A 15,579-nucleotide genomic window follows, 5' to 3' on the forward strand; every position below is an offset into this window, starting at 1 on the left:
CGACATTAGATGAAGAAGATCGCCGCGAATACTACCGTATCGAGGACACGATCGCACTGGAAATTCGGCCCCTGTCTGCCCCCGAAGCAGCAGGCCAGGAAGTGTTGCAGGATGCTTCCCCACTATTCAACCTGCTCAGCGAACTGCACTTGAGCGAATTCGAGTCACAGCACCTGCTGCGCCAGATCAGCGAGCGAGATCGAAACATCGCCAACTATCTGAAGGCACAGAACAAACGCATCGACCTGCTGAGCCAGGTCGTGGCACAAACCGTGCTCGGCAAGTTCGGTGAACCGCAGCACGTGGTGCTGTCGGAAGGCGGTATCGAGTTCGAGCACCACGTCGCCTACCCAGCCGGTAGCCATGTGGCGATCAAGCTGTTGCTGATGCCGCAAGCGCTGGGCCTGCTGTTGCGAGCCAAGGTCACTCACTGTGAACCGGAAAGCTTCGGCACCTTTGCAATCGGCACCGAGTTCGAAGCCCTGACCGATGCGCAACGACAGCTGCTGGCCCGCTATATCTTGCAGAGACAGGCACATGATCGACGTCTTGCACGCGAGCAAAACGAATCAGGCAATTAATTAAGGAAGACCCGTGACCCTAATCTACGGCCACCGTGGCGCCAAAGGCGAAGCACCGGAAAACACCCTGACCAGTTTCCAGCAATGCCTCAAGCACGGCGTACGCCGCTGCGAACTGGACCTGCACCTGTCCATGGACGGCGAGTTGATGGTCATCCACGACCCGACGCTCAAGCGCACCACCGAACGTCGCGGCAAGGTAGTCGAGCATTCGGCGGCGGAGCTTGTGACCTATGACGCACGCAAGGGCGGCCCGGGCTGGATCAAGCCCTGCCCGATTCCTACGCTGGAAGAATTGTTCGAAAAGTGCGATTTCGAGCACTGGCAACTTGAAGTCAAAAGCGCTTCACGCACCCGCGCCGTAACCACCGTGCTGGCGATTCGCGAAATGGCGCAACGTTTCGACTTGCTGGACAAGGTCACCATCACCTCGAGCTCGCGCGAAGTGCTGAAAGCCGCAGTGGATCTGGTTCCGGATGTATCGCGTGGACTGGTCGCCGAATACGCCTGGCTCGACCCGCTGAAGGTCGCGCAAAGTTATGGCTGTGAGATTCTTGCGCTGAACTGGACCCTGTGTACGCCGGAACGCCTGCAGAAGGCGCAGCGACAAGGTCTGCATGTGTCGGTATGGACAGTCAACGAACCTGCGCTGATGCGCAGGCTCGCTGATTTCGGCGTTGACAGCCTGATTACAGACTTTCCCGGTTTGGCCAGCGCCACGCTCGAGAATTGCTGAAATCGGTCTCCCCGGCCGGCTCAGGCCACCGGCCGGAGCCGCTCAAAAAAGCCGGTTGAGGCCGTCGTAGGCCGCTACCCGATAGGCTTCGGCCATGGTCGGGTAGTTGAACGTGGTGTTGACGAAGTACTTCAACGTGTTCAGTTCGCCCGGCTGGTTCATGATCGCCTGACCGATGTGAACGATCTCCGACGCCTGATAACCGAAGCAGTGAACACCCAGCACTTCCAGCGTTTCGCGGTGGAACAGGATCTTCAGCATGCCTTGCGGCTCACCGGCGATCTGCGCGCGCGCCATGCTCTTGAAGAACGCCTTGCCGACTTCGTACGGCACTTTGGCCTGGGTCAGCTCTTGCTCGTTCTTGCCGATCGAGCTGATCTCCGGAATGGTGTAGATCCCGGTCGGTACGTCGTTGACGAAGCGCCAACTGCCATTGTCGACGATGCTGCCAGCGGCCGAACGACCCTGGTCGTGAGCGGCACTGGCCAGGCTCGGCCAGCCAATCACATCGCCTGCACCGTAGATGTTCTGTATGCAGGTACGATAGTTCTCGTCGACTTCGATCTGGCCACGGCTATTGACCTTGACGCCGATGTTCTCAAGCCCCAGGGCGTCGGTATTACCGGTACGGCCGTTGCACCAGAGCAAGGCGTCGGCCTTGATTTTCTTGCCGGACTTGAGGTGCAGGATCACACCGTTGTCTACGCCTTCAACGCGATCGTAATCTTCGTTGTGGCGCACGGTGATGTTGTTATTGCTGAAGTGGTAGCTCAGCGCCTGGGAGATTTCCGAGTCAAGGAAGCTCAGCAGCTGACCGCGGTTGTCCACCAGTTCTACCAGCACACCCAGACCACTGAAGATCGAAGCGTATTCGCAACCAATCACGCCGGCGCCGTAAACGATGAGTTTGCGCGGGGTGTGGCCGAGGCTGAGGATGGTGTCGCTATCGTAGATACGCGGGTGGTGGAAATCGATGTCGGCCGGGCGATACGGGCGCGAGCCAGTGGCGATGATGATGTGCTTGGCCACCAGTTTTTCGACCACGCCGTTGGCGCAGACCACTTCGATGGTTTGCTCGTCAGCGAAGCTGCCGGTGCCGAAGAACACGTCGACCCGATTGCGCGCGTAGTAACCGGTGCGCGAGGCGACTTGCTTGGAAATGACTTTTTCTGCGCTTTTCAGCACGTCCGGGAACGAGAACCAGCGCGGCTCACCAATGGCCCGGAACATCGGGTTGGTGTTGAACTGCATGATCTGCCGGACCGAGTGACGCAAGGCCTTGGACGGGATGGTGCCGAGGTGGGTGCAGTTGCCGCCGACCTGGCGACGACTATCGACCATCGCCACTTTGCGCCCTGCTTTGGCGGCGTTCATTGCCGCGCCTTCTCCCGCCGGACCGGAACCCAGCACCACCACGTCGTAGTTGTAGACAGCCATGCGTACTCCTCAGAACAGGCCGCGGCACCCCGTTGGCACCTGCGGCTAAATCATGCCGGCCTTGCGGCATGAAGGAACAATTTGGGGTCAGTCGAGAACCCGGACACAGTCTATAGAAGCGTCAACGCCGCGCACATTAACCCTTGGTCGCGTCGTAGGCTAGTTTTGCCTGCACTACAGCACCAGCAATTGATGCCAATGACGCCGTATTTACTTGGCTTTTTCGGCGTTCAGGCGATCAAAAGCCTGACTGGTTCGCGTGACAAAGCCGGTATCGGTTCGAATCACAAAAAATGCACCGATGTCATGTTTTTCGGCGTAATCCCAACCACGCTCGGGGCCGAGAATCAGCAACAGCGACGATAAGCCATCGGCCATTAGCGTCGAAGGATGAATCACCGTGACGGACGCCAGGGTATGGGTGATCGGTGCGCCGGTTCGGGCATCGAACGTGTGGGAATAGCGCCGGCCATCCTGCATGAAATAATTGCGGTAGTCGCCTGAGGTTGAAACGCCGTTGCCATTCAGAACAATCACCCGTTCGACAACCTGCTGGTCATCGCGCGGCTCCTCCAGTGCAATCTTCCAGGGCGAGCCGTCGAGCTTCTTGCCGACGGCCTTGAGTTCGCCCGTGGCATCGGCGATGAAGCTGTCGATACCCATTTCCTGCAACTTCGCAGCGATCCTGTCGATGGCGTACCCGGCGCCAACGCTGCCGAAGTCAACCTCGACCGGCGCGTCTTTGCACAATTGATCGCCTTCAATCCGCAGATGAGCATAGCCGACGCGTTGTCGGGCCAGAGCCAAGGCCTCGGCGCTCGGGACCTTTTCATCGCGCGATTGTGGGCCAAACCCCCAAAGGTTCAGCAGCGGCTCCACTGTCAGGTCGTAGGAACCGTCGCTCGCCTCTGACAGTTGCTCGCCAACCTTGACCAACTGCAAGACCGGTGCCGGCATTGGCTGACAGCTGTTGGCCGGCAAACCATTAAATCGCTCAATATCGGAGTCGCTGCGGTAGGTCGACATCTGTCGATCGACCTCGGCCAGAATCAACTCGACCTGCTTCTGCACCTCGACCGGCCCCGGGGTACCCGGATGACGGATGTATTTGATCGAATAAGTGCTGCCCATGGTCGGGCCGCCAAAGCTTTCCATGGAATCGCCGTTACCGCAGCCCGATAAGGCGCCGACAAGCACCACGAAAACGCCCAGTCGCCGGTTCAACAACTCGCATATCCCCCAAAGAATTCCCTGACAGAACGCCAAGGCCGGCCATTATGCGATAGATGTGTGGGAGCGGGCTTGCTCGCGAAGAACGATGACGCGGTTTCCCTGCTTGACCGCAGCGCCCCCTTCGCGAGCAAGCCCGCTCCCACACTTGATCAGCGTCGCCCATACACCAGGTTTTAATTCACTCGGGTCCAGGATTTGAACTAGCTAATGGCTATAACGTTTAAGCAGCACGCTAACTATTGGTTGCCTACCGTTCTTGTTACACATATCGTTACAAAACTGTTCGCGGCACCGGCACAGACCATACCCGGCAGTGAGGATGTTTCAAGACCAGGGATTTCTAACAAGACAGCCAAAGTGAGTACGTCCAATGTCCTCGAATACGGGCAAAGGCAAAGCGATATTTCGCGTTGTCAGCGGTAACTTTCTCGAAATGTTCGACTTTATGGTCTATGGCTTTTACGCCACGGCCATCGCCAAAACCTTCTTCCCCGCCGACAGCGCTTTCGCTTCCTTGATGTTGTCGCTGGCGACCTTCGGTGCCGGCTTCCTGATGCGCCCACTGGGTGCAATCTTTCTCGGCGCCTACATTGACCGCCACGGCCGTCGTAAAGGTTTGATCATCACCCTCGCGCTGATGGCTGCCGGCACCGTGCTGATTGCCTGTGTGCCGGGTTATGCGACCCTTGGCGTCGCTGCGCCGCTGATCGTGCTGTTCGGCCGTTTGCTGCAAGGCTTCTCCGCCGGCGTGGAACTGGGCGGTGTGTCGGTTTACCTGGCAGAAATCTCGACTCCTGGCCGTAAGGGCTTTTTCGTCAGTTGGCAATCCGCCAGCCAACAAGCGGCGGTGGTGTTTGCCGGTTTGCTGGGCGTGGGCCTCAACCATTGGCTGAGCCCTGAACAAATGGGTGATTGGGGCTGGCGCGTACCGTTCCTAGTCGGCTGCATGATCGTTCCGGCGATTTTCATTATTCGTCGTTCGCTGGAAGAAACCCCTGAGTTCCAGGCGCGTAAACATCGTCCTTCCCTGCAGGAAATCGTCCGTTCGATTGGTCAGAACTTCGGTATCGTGCTGGCGGGCATGGCGCTGGTGGTGATGACCACCGTGTCGTTCTACCTGATCACCGCGTACACCCCGACTTTCGGTAAAGCCGAACTGCATCTGTCGGACTTCGACGCGTTGCTGGTGACAGTGTGCATCGGTCTGTCGAACTTCTTCTGGCTGCCGGTGATGGGTGCGCTGTCCGACAAGATCGGTCGTAAACCGCTGCTGCTGGCGGCGACCATTCTGGCGATCCTGACCGCCTACCCGGCGCTGTCCTGGCTGGTAGCCAACCCGAGCTTCAGCCATCTGCTGATCGTCGAGTTGTGGCTGTCGTTCCTGTATGGCTCGTACAACGGCGCCATGGTCGTGGCCCTGACCGAAATCATGCCGATTGAAGTCCGCACCACCGGTTTCTCCCTGGCCTACAGCCTGGCAACCGCGACCTTCGGCGGCTTCACCCCGGCGGCCTGTACCTACCTGATCCACGTGCTGGACAACAAGGCTGCACCGGGCATCTGGTTGAGCGGCGCTGCGGTGCTTGGCCTGATCGCAACGCTGGTGCTGTTCCGTGGCAACCGGCATGAACTGCGTACAGCACAGGCTGCTGTAGTCGGCGGCGCGCGGTAGATCGCATCGCTGGCAAGCCATGCTCCTACAGGATTTCGGTCAGATTTTGCATATGTGAACGACACGATACCTGTAGGAGCAAGGCTTGCCCGCGAAGAGGCCCGCCAGTACACCACAAATCATCGGTTCGCCATTTTCACAGACTGACTCCACCCCCCGCCCAACGCCTTGTACAAGTCCACCTGATTGATCTCCCGCGCCAGCTCCATCTGCGCCAGCTTCTGCTGTGCGTCGAACAACGAACGCTGCGCATCCATCGCCGAAAAGTAGCTGTCCAGCCCCGCCTCGAAGCGCAACCGGGATTGTCGGTAGGCTTCTTGATAATCCCCCACCAGACGCTTCTGATAGTCGACCTGGGTGAGCATCTCCTGACGGGCGTTGAGAGCATTAGCGGCTTCGCGGAAAGCGTTCTGCACCGTGGCTTCGTACGCCGCCGTCTGCCCGTTGAACCGCGCATGGCTGGCGTCCACCTGCGCCTTTCGCGCACCGCCGTCGATCAGGGTCAACGACCCCGCCAGAGCCACCGACCAGAACTCGGCCGGCGCACTCAACAATCGCGAAAAATCACCGGTCAGGCCGCCTACCGCCGAGGTCAGCGAAAAGGTCGGGAAGTAAGCGCTACGAGCTGCGCCAATGTCCGCGTTGGCCGCTCGCAACAAGGCTTCGGCCGCCATGATGTCGGGCCGCCGCGCAATCAGTGACGACGGCAACCCGGCGGGCACATCGGCGGTTGCCAACTGCTCACCCAGCACGCCAGTGGGCAACAACCCAACCGGCACCGGCTGCCCGACCAACACCTGCAGCGCATTCATGTTCTGCGCCACCTGCATGCGGTACGTGTTGATCTGAACCGCCGCCGTGTTGGTCTGCGCATCCGCCTGGTGAACATCGATTCGTGCACTGGAACCCAGATTGTAGCTCTTGCGCAACAACTCACCGTAGTGGTCCTGGGACTTGTAGGTGTTTTGTGCGAGGTCGAGCAGATTCTGATTGGCCTTGAGGCTAAGCCAGGTGCTGGCCACTTCACCGATCAACGCCAGGCGAGCCGTCTGATAGTCCGCCTCGGTCGCCTCGAAGCGTGCGCCTGCGGCGTTTCGCTGACTGCGGATGCGCCCGAACAGGTCCAACTCGTAAGACGTGAAGCCACCGCTGGCCTGAAAGGTGTTGGACGTGCTGCCTGAACTGACGCCGCCTCCCTGCGTCCTGACCTGTGACGGAAACTTGCTGCGGCCGGCGTAGGTGTTGAGTCCGATGGAGGGAAACAGCCCGGATTCGGCACCGGCGTACCCTGCCCTCGCCTCCTCGACGCCCGCCTCGAACTGACGCAGGCTGCGATTGTTCTTCAACGCCAGGTCGATCAACTGGCGCAGTCGGTCATCGAGCACGAAGCCGTGCCAATCCTTGTCGAACGCCTGCTTGGCGCTGCAACAGTCACTGGCCGAACTGGCTGGCCATTGCTGATCGATCGGCGCCTCCGGCTTCTCGTATTTGGGTTCCAGAGAACAACCGCCGAGCAGTAACAGCGACATGAAACATGAGGTGGATAAGCGTCTGTTCATGAGGCGCACCTACAAGCGTTGGCCGAGCAAAGCTCGTAACGAAGTGAGAAGGAAAGCCCAAAGACCTGAGCGGGTGGCGCTGATTTGCGGCAGCGGCTGCTGACGCGAGCGGAGGCTGATCGGGCGTAATCCAGGCAGTGAGCTGTAGGACGGCGCCTTGACCGGCCGCCACGAAGGCGGCGCCGTGCGCTTCTCGCCGAGCAACGAACGCCGTAACAAGGTGCCGAAAGCCAGGCCTGGTTCAGCCTTGCCGACCACGTTGACCGGCGCGTCACTGAACAGCCGCGCGATCAGCCGGCGCCGAAGCGTTTCGTCAAGGTCGACGAACCTCAAGCCCAAACGGTCCTCGCCGTGATGACGCATGACCTCGACATCCAGCCAGCCAAGTTTATTGATCCATACCTGCCCCCGCAGCCCGGGCTTGATCAATGACGCAACGGCACAGGAAATGGAGGCGCCACTCAGCGAAATATCCACCAGTTGGCCCGCCAGGGTTTTGCCGGCGAAGCGCAATCCACTGGGTTTATCGAAAGGAAAGCGCTCTTCGCCGTGCAAGCGCGGCCGGTCAACACACGCCACCAGGGTGGCCAGGTTGTAGATCAGCGCGACCACCGTCCAGCACAGGTTGAACAGCATATTGCCGTCGAACGCAGCCGCGTTGCTGATGGTGATGTAAGCGCCGATCTGCGAGAACAGTGTCAGCGCAAAAAAGAATCCGAACAGTTTCCAGTGGACCGTTGTGCGTGAACGATCCAGGCCCTTTGCCGTGACCTTGAAGGGTCGCCCGAACGGCCGGACCATGGCGCTGATGATCGTCGCCGTCACCGCCAGTGAGGCGACGATTTGGGTGACCTCGGTAAAAATCGGCAAGGTACGCCGGTCAGTGACCCACGTCCCGTAGCCCCAGAATGCAATCAACGCCGGCATGCCGAAGGCCATGAAATCCGCCGGATGGGCGTAGAACCCGGCAATACCGAAATACCAATACAACACCGGCGACACCAGCATCATCAGGATGAATGGCTTGGAGAACCAGTGCATCAAGCCATGCACGAAGTGCAACCGTTCATTGAGTGAGTAGCCACGACCGCGCAAGGGGCCCTCTTTGAGCAGCGCGACCTGGATCGTCCCCAGGCACCAGCGCCCACGCTGATTGATGTACTCGGTCAACCCCTCGGCGGACAAACCAATCGACAGTCGCTCATTCAACCAGCGGGTGACGTAGCCTTTTTGTTGCAGACGGCAGCTGGTGTAGAGGTCTTCGCAGACCGAGCCAGTGGGAAAGCCGCCGATCTCGTTGATCAAATCGCGCCGCACGACAAACGAGGTGCCCACGCAAAACGCTGTATCCCAAGCATCCTTGGCCGGCTGGTAGACGTCGAAGAACACCCGCTGCTCATCGACCCAGCAGGCGGATGTACCGAGGTTGTGCTGAATCGGATCGGGGTTGTAGTAGAACTGCGGCGTCTGCACCAGGCCGACCTTGGGATCATCGAACAATCCCAGGGTGCGCATCAGGATCGGCTGCTGCGGGGCGAAGTCGGCGTCGAGCACCAGTATGTACGGCGCATTGCTGCTGGCCGCCGACAGACGCAGGCCGTTGTTCAGGTTACCGGCCTTGGCGTGGGAATTGTCGGGACGTCGAGCATACTGCACGCCGACCTCGGCGCAGTAGTCGCGCAACCAGTCGCGGCGAGTGTCGTCCAGCACCCAGATGGTCACGTTGGGGTAGTCGATCGCCTGGGCGGCAATGATGGTTTTTTCCAGGATCTCGAGGCCTTCGTTGTAGGTGGCAATGAACACATCCACCGCCGGCACCGAGTGGCCCAGAGCGCGCAAGCGTTGCTCCCCGGCATCGGCACTGGCGTGGTGATCCGAGCGACAGAGCAGGACGATGATCGAAAATAGCGTGTAGCCGATCGCCAACATTTCGAAAAACAGGAAGGCGTAAGCCCAGACCGTGGCAAACCCGGAGTGTCCATCGGGCAAGGTGTCGCGAATCCGCCAGGCCACGTAATTGATCAACAACAGCGCGGTCAAGGCTCCGAAACCGGCACGTGCCATCCATTGATCACGGTGCGTCAGGCAGGTGAACAGAATCACCGCGACCACGGTCCAGAAATTGATTTGCACAAGTTGCAGCGTGTCCAGTGCCTGCATGTCAGTCAGCCTCTTGAAAACCGGTAAAGGGGTTGATGCCGGTGGCAGCGATCGCAGCCCAAGCTGTAGCGCCCAAGTGAGGCAGGTGGTAATAGAAAAAGTCGTTGGTTGTTGAGTCCGGGCCGATGGCCAACCCGGTACTGATACGCGGGGCGGGTGTTGCAAACAGCCAGCCATTGCCGGCCTGTTGGGCCAGCAACACATTCCACAGCGGCTGCGCCTTTTCCTTCATACCGCTCAAGCCCGCCACGGCGGCGGTTTGCGCGGTGCCCTCGGTCCATAAACCGTCCGGGTCGCGGTTGAAGCCATACCCGGCACCCGAGCGGTGCGCCTGATCGATAAACGTGAAGACGCGCCGCCAGTCCGCAGGAGGATCACTCAAGGCGATCAGGGGCCAGATCTGTGCGTCCAGTCCCGAGCGCTGGCGATCCGAGGTTCGTCCATCCTTCCCGGTGCCAATCAGAAAGCGCCCCTCCCCCGCGTCCCACTGACTCGATACGAATTGCCGGGCAATCTGCGCCTGGTGCGCCGAGCCCGGGTCGGGCGCAACCGTGTTGAGTGCCGACCAGGCCGCCGCCAGGTCGACGTTGTGTTCGGTGGACTTCCAGGTCTGCTGGATCTGCTTGGGGAAATACCCGTAGTAACCGCCGCTGAAACCCGCCGGAGCCTGTCCGTCATAAGTGTTTTTCCCGGACCACTGCAACACTCTGCGAGCGGCCTCCAGATAAGAGGAATCACCGCTCTGGCGCAACGCCTCCAATAACGCCAACGCGGCCCAGGCCTGATTACCGGTGGCACTGCTGACCTGATAGGCGTCTTGATTCCAGGCATTGCGCTCGATGCTCCAATAACCCGGCAGGCGCATCGACGACGAACCCACCGGGCCTGCCGCGTAGGCATTGCGCAAGCGTCCATCCTGATATTCCGGGTCATGAGTCGTGGCGAAAGCCAGTGCATCGGCAATCCGTCGCGCCGACTCGGCTTTGCCGCAGGCAAACAAGGCGATGCTGGCCAAGGCGTTGTCGTAGGTGAACGCAACCCCGCGTAACGCCTGGATTGGCGCCGGCTGACCATCCAGCGGCGGGTAGCTGGCCAGCAACACCGGCCCCGCCGCTTGCGATTGCACCGCATGATCCAGCGCTGCACACGTCATCGCCGCCAATTGCGGCTTGGCCGGCGTCGCCAGCGCAGATCCCCCGCTGCTCATCAGCATCACCCCGATCAGGCCCGGCAGCCACGGCCATTGCACAACGTTGCGCGGACTCATGAGTGAGACACCTCGGCGCTGGCCCACAGCCCTGGATTGCAGGTCATGGCGCGCTGGCTGTCGGTTAGGTCAGCGGCAAAAGTACCGACGACGTACACCGAGTTCTGCTCGGCATACGGGAAAGGAACGCTGTAGCTGTTAGGGCGAATGTCCTTAGTGCTGGATAACAACTGCACGACATTGGCCTTGAGTGGTTCGTCCAGGCCATGGATTCTCACCGTCAGGACACTGTCGTGATCAATCTTGCTGGCCATGCGTTCGGGAAACACTGCGACGACATAGCTTTCTTGGCAGTTGGTGGCGCGCAGCAAGGTCGACCCGGCTTGCACCACCGTCCCTTGGGGCGCCAACAGCTCTTGAACCGTACCGGACGAATACGCCGTGACCTCATAGCCAGCTGTCAACTTGACCCGATTCTGTTCGGTTTCAATCAGGTGGTTGAGATTGTCGAGTTCGCGTTGATAGGTCTCGCGGTTGCGGGCCTGATTTTCCAGGCTCAGTTTCAGGGTGGTCATCTGCGCGCTGAGGTCGAACATGCGCAACTGATCAGGGTCAAGGTAGACCTGCTTATTGGCGGCATTGACATCACCGTCATTGATTTGCAGCTGTGAACGGACAGACTCTGCCGCGCCTTGTAACGAGGCCAACTTGGCTTTCGAGGAGGCGACCACCGCGCCACTGACCGCCCCTTGAACGAACAACTCAAGGTTGCGCTCGACGGTTTCCTGCGCGTCCGTCAATCGGGCGCTGGCGGCACTGCTCTCGGCCTTCAGCGCGCGTTGGGCATAGAGCTGACGGGTATGAAACGCCGATTGATAGCGCTGACTGGTTTTCTCCAGCTCGTCGTAATACTGCTGATCGTGCTCGGCCTGACTGGCCGATGACGAGAGTTCCTGCTCCAGGGTCAAACGCCGGGTTTGCAGGGTCAGCAACGTCTCCTGGTTGGCCCGCGGGTTTTCAACCACTGCAATCTTCTGGCCTTGGGCGAAGGTCGAGCCGGGTTTGACCTCAAGCGAATTCACCACCCCCTCGATGGGTGTCGTCAGCAGAATGACCGGCGCATTCAAAATTGCCCGTGTCGCCGATGTCGACACCAGCGGCATCAGCAACGTCGAGAGCAACAGCCAGATGATAAATACCAGGACACCCAAGCCCACCAGACGCGGCAACAGGGACCATGAAAAAAACCTTGAGCGTTCTTCTGCCATGTTTAATTCTCCCAATAAGCCATGAATACACACGGCTATATGTCAGCACTGCGCAGCCGTCATGCCCGATTAGAACGTAACCGCGAAACACATTAAGCAGGATCAACGAAAGCGGATCATCAACTCCCCGGACAGCAATAAAGCCCGCACGGTTTATTTAGATTCAGTGTGATGTGAGCAGGAATAAGTTCCCTGTCTTTTTGGAGTATTAGTTGCCATCATGACGCACATTAAAACGCCACCATCTTTAAAATAGCACTGCCAAAGTTGTGCCAAAATTTTGAAAATTACCGTGAGTACTTGCCCGACAATACAGGCAATTTGCAGTCACCCAACCCCGACCAGTGCCGGAGCTGTCAGGGGGAGACACTAATTTCAGCACCCATCACTGTCAAGCAGCGAAGCATTCAATAAAATGGCGTCAATTATTGAACGCACCGTGTATTGGATCCATATACAGCAAGCAACAACACTCTTCCATTTCAACTGCTTATTTTATTTGAGGATTTTTTTATTATTGAATTTTTATAGCAATGACATGTCGATCTTTACAGCGCTCTGATTTGGCACACATCAAGAATAAAACGATATAACTGCACTGACCGGACATAGCAGATGACGCATGAACACTTCCAATTTAATAGATGATGTCTAATTGCTTCTTATAATGAACCGCTGCACATGAAAACGCCCCGACAAGTCGGGGCGTTTTCATGTGCAGCCAGGGCTTAGCGCGGCAACGCTGGAGAGTTCACATCGGCCGCCACTCAATCCTCCGCCCGCGAACAGCAATCCAGTTCAGTCAGGATTCGATGCGCCAGGCGCACCCGGGGTTCGTTGGGGTAGCTCTTGTTGGCCAGCACCACAATGCCAAACTTCTTCTCGGGGACGAAGGCCACATAAGCGGAGAACCCGCCGGTCGAACCCGTCTTGTTGACCCAGACCGCCTCCTGTGGTGCCAGTGGCGGATTCAATGCCGTGACGACATGACTGTCGTAAATCATCTTGTCGGCGTTGCCTTCAAGTAGCGCACTCAGCTGCACCGGGTAGTCGTACTGCTCCCAGATCAGGTCTTGAGTCATGGGTCCTGCCTGGAAATAGCCCTTGTGCGTTTCCATCAGCGCGCGACCGAGTTTTGCTTCAACCTTCGCGACTCCCAGATTGGCTTCGACAAAGCGAATCAGGTCCGTGGAGCTGGTTTTTACCGAGTAGGCCTCGTCGCCCAGTACACCGGCATTCAACCTGACCGGGGCATCCTTTTTGTTGTAACCCTGAGCATAGAGCGACAGCTTGCTCGCCGGGACGTTGATGAAGCTGTTTGGCATACCGAGTGCCGGGAAGAGTCGCTGTTCGAGCGCCGCCGCGAACGGCATCTTCATGCTGCTCGCCGTAATCATGCCCAACGCCCCGATGCTGGGATTGGCATAGGTTCTTTGAGTGCCCGGCGCATAAGTCGGCTGCCACGCCTTGAAGTAGTCCATCAGTTGTTGGTTGTTCTGTACCTGATCAGGCACCTGCAAGGGGAAGCCGCCAGCGGTATGGGTCGCCAGGTTGATCAGTGTCACTTTATCGAACGGGCTACCCGCGAGTTCGGGCAGGTACTTGCCGGGGTGGTCAGTGAGTGAAAGCTGACCGTTGACCTCAGCGTAGGTCGCCAAGGTGACCGTGAAGGTTTTACTGATCGAGCCGATCTCAAACAGCGTATCGCTTGTGACCTTCTGCTTCGTATCCTTTGAGGCCACGCCGAAGTTGTAGAACTGCTGCTTGCCATTAGCGGTCACCGCAATGGCCAGGCCGGGAATATTGTACTGCTGCATGACCCTCTGGGCGGCATCTTGCACGATGCTATCGAAATCCGACCGTTCGGCATTCGCCATGGCGAGATTGCCGAAAGAGACAGCACAGGTCAGCAATAGAAGCGCTGTGCAACGCTTTCCGATAAGGCGCATTGAAATCGTCCTCAGGTGTTTTGATTGGGGCGTAAAGGACGACAAACTATCATTTTGATGCGAAGGCTCTGGAGGCGATTTATCACAGAATATTTCGCCGACTCTGTAGAGGGCCAGTCAAACCGCACAAACAAAAACGCCCCGAACCAGTCGGGGCGTTTTCATGTGCGGCTAAGGCTTAGCGCGGGAATGCTGGCGGGTTTACACCGGCCATGTCTTCCATCACGCGAACCACCTGGCAGCTGTAACCGAATTCGTTGTCGTACCAAACGTACAGAACAACGCGGTTGTCTTGGCAGATGGTTGCTTCAGCGTCCACAACACCTGCGTGGCGCGAGCCAACGAAGTCGGTGGAAACCACTTCCTGCGAGTTGACGAAGTCGATTTGCTTATGCAGGTCGGAGTGCAGCGCCATGTAGCGCAGGTACTCGTTCATCTCTTCACGGGTAGCGGCTTTCTCAAGGTTCAGGTTGAGGATTGCCATCGACACGTTCGGCGTTGGAACACGGATCGCGTTACCGGTCAGCTTGCCGGCCAGCTCAGGCAGGGCCTTGGCAGCAGCGGTAGCAGCACCGGTCTCGGTGATAACCATGTTCAACGCGGCGCTACGACCACGGCGATCGCCTTTGTGGAAGTTGTCGATCAGGTTCTGGTCGTTGGTGTACGAGTGAACCGTTTCAACGTGTCCGTTGACGATGCCGAACTTGTCATTCACAGCCTTGAGCACCGGCACGATGGCGTTGGTGGTGCAAGAAGCCGCGGAAACGATCTTGTCGTCAGCGGTGATTTCGCCGTGGTTGATACCGTGAACGATGTTCTTCAGCTTGCCTTTGCCCGGCGCGGTCAGAACAACGCGGTCGATACCCGGGCAGGACAGGTGCTGGCCCAGGCCGTCGGCGTCACGCCATACGCCAGTGTTGTCCACCAGCAGCGCGTTTTTGATGCCGTACTGGGTGTAGTCCACTTCAGTCGGGTTCTTCGCGTAGATAACCTGGATCAGGTTGCCGTTGGCGGTGATGGTGTTGTTGGCCTCATCGATAGTGATGGTGCCATTGAACGAACCATGAACCGAATCGCGACGCAGCAGGCTGGCGCGTTTGACCAGATCGTTTTCAGCGCCTTTGCGCACAACGATGGCGCGCAGACGCAGGCCGTCGCCACCACCGGTTTTTTCGATCAGGATGCGTGCCAGCAGACGGCCGATACGACCGAAGCCGTACAGCACAACGTCGGTGCCTTTGCGTGCGCTAGCGTTTTGCTGACCCACTACATCGGCCAGTTCTTCACGGACGAACTGCTCGGCAGTGCGGCCATTGCCTTCGGCCTTGAACTTGACCGCCAGCTTGCCCAGGTCTACCGAAGCGGCGCCGAGCTTGAGCTCGCTCATCGCTTTGAGCAGCGGGAATGTTTCGTGAACGGACAGTTCGGCGTCATCGGACTGACGATGGCGAGCAAAGCGGTGAGCTTTGAGAATCGCGATGACAGACTGGTTGATCAGGCTGCGGCCATAGATCGAACTCACCACGTTGTTATTGCGGTAGAGCTGACCGATAAGCGGAATCATCGCTTCTGCGAGTGCTTCACGGTCGATCCATTCACCAAGACACTGGTCGGGCTTCTGAGTCACGGGAACCTTCCACATGTAGGGGCTGAAAAAAGGGGCTACATTATGCCGCCGAGTCGTCTGCGGAGCAATGCACGCCTATCGCAACATGGTTTTCCTTTCGTCGGCGGTAGTCTGCAACTGACAGCCGGCACCTTCGCCCGCTACAATTAC

The 15,579-nt window shown here is 58.5% G+C and carries 11 protein-coding genes; 3 read left to right on the top strand and 8 right to left on the bottom strand.

Annotation, left to right across the window (positions count from 1 at the left end):
- Window positions 1–581: PilZ domain-containing protein (locus ACIPIN_RS08215; protein ID WP_401117357.1), on the top strand; the 581-nt coding region annotated here is incomplete at its 5' end.
- Between the two features lie 13 nt (window positions 582–594).
- A complete protein-coding gene (locus tag ACIPIN_RS08220; protein WP_401117359.1) occupies window positions 595–1,317 on the top strand; it encodes a glycerophosphodiester phosphodiesterase in 723 nt (240 codons plus the stop codon).
- Window positions 1,318–1,359: 42 nt separating this feature from the next.
- Here the strand turns inward: ACIPIN_RS08220 and sthA are convergent, their stop codons facing one another.
- Entirely contained in the window at window positions 1,360–2,754 is a 1,395-nt protein-coding gene (gene sthA, locus ACIPIN_RS08225) for a Si-specific NAD(P)(+) transhydrogenase (protein WP_123425859.1), read from the bottom strand.
- Window positions 2,755–2,964: 210 nt separating this feature from the next.
- Window positions 2,965–3,909, bottom strand: a complete 945-nt coding sequence (locus ACIPIN_RS08230; RefSeq protein ID WP_401117658.1) for an FAD:protein FMN transferase — start codon at window positions 3,907–3,909, stop codon at window positions 2,965–2,967.
- A gap of 448 nt (window positions 3,910–4,357) precedes the next feature.
- Here ACIPIN_RS08230 and ACIPIN_RS08235 point away from each other — a divergent pair, with 448 nt between their 5' ends.
- Window positions 4,358–5,659 (top strand): MFS transporter, encoded by a 1,302-nt coding sequence (locus ACIPIN_RS08235; protein WP_401117361.1) that lies wholly within the window; start codon window positions 4,358–4,360, stop codon window positions 5,657–5,659.
- A 119-nt stretch (window positions 5,660–5,778) separates the two neighbouring features.
- Here the strand turns inward: ACIPIN_RS08235 and ACIPIN_RS08240 are convergent, their stop codons facing one another.
- The 6 genes from ACIPIN_RS08240 to ACIPIN_RS08265 all read right to left on the bottom strand — a co-directional run bounded on the left by ACIPIN_RS08240 (window position 5,779) and on the right by ACIPIN_RS08265 (window position 15,444).
- Complete coding sequence (locus ACIPIN_RS08240; protein WP_401117362.1) at window positions 5,779–7,218, bottom strand: efflux transporter outer membrane subunit; 1,440 nt, start codon at window positions 7,216–7,218, stop codon at window positions 5,779–5,781.
- A gap of 9 nt (window positions 7,219–7,227) precedes the next feature.
- Window positions 7,228–9,378, bottom strand: a complete 2,151-nt coding sequence (locus ACIPIN_RS08245) for a glycosyltransferase family 2 protein (RefSeq protein WP_401117364.1) — start codon at window positions 9,376–9,378, stop codon at window positions 7,228–7,230.
- A 1-nt stretch (window position 9,379) separates the two neighbouring features.
- Window positions 9,380–10,645, bottom strand: a complete 1,266-nt coding sequence (locus ACIPIN_RS08250) for a hypothetical protein (RefSeq protein ID WP_401117366.1) — start codon at window positions 10,643–10,645, stop codon at window positions 9,380–9,382.
- Complete coding sequence (locus ACIPIN_RS08255) at window positions 10,642–11,853, bottom strand: HlyD family secretion protein (protein WP_401117368.1); 1,212 nt, start codon at window positions 11,851–11,853, stop codon at window positions 10,642–10,644. Before ACIPIN_RS08255 ends, ACIPIN_RS08250 begins: the two co-directional genes overlap by 4 nt.
- A 767-nt stretch (window positions 11,854–12,620) precedes the next feature.
- A complete protein-coding gene (gene ampC / locus ACIPIN_RS08260; RefSeq protein ID WP_401117370.1) occupies window positions 12,621–13,802 on the bottom strand; it encodes a class C beta-lactamase in 1,182 nt (393 codons plus the stop codon).
- Window positions 13,803–13,980: 178 nt separating this feature from the next.
- On the bottom strand, window positions 13,981–15,444 hold the full coding sequence (locus ACIPIN_RS08265) for a glyceraldehyde-3-phosphate dehydrogenase (RefSeq protein ID WP_401117372.1): 1,464 nt from the start codon (window positions 15,442–15,444) through the stop codon (window positions 13,981–13,983).
- Window positions 15,445–15,579 lie beyond the last annotated feature (135 nt).

The sequence above is a fragment of the Pseudomonas sp. NPDC087697 genome (genome assembly GCF_044743155.1).
Taxonomy (GTDB): Bacteria; Pseudomonadota; Gammaproteobacteria; order Pseudomonadales; family Pseudomonadaceae; genus Aquipseudomonas.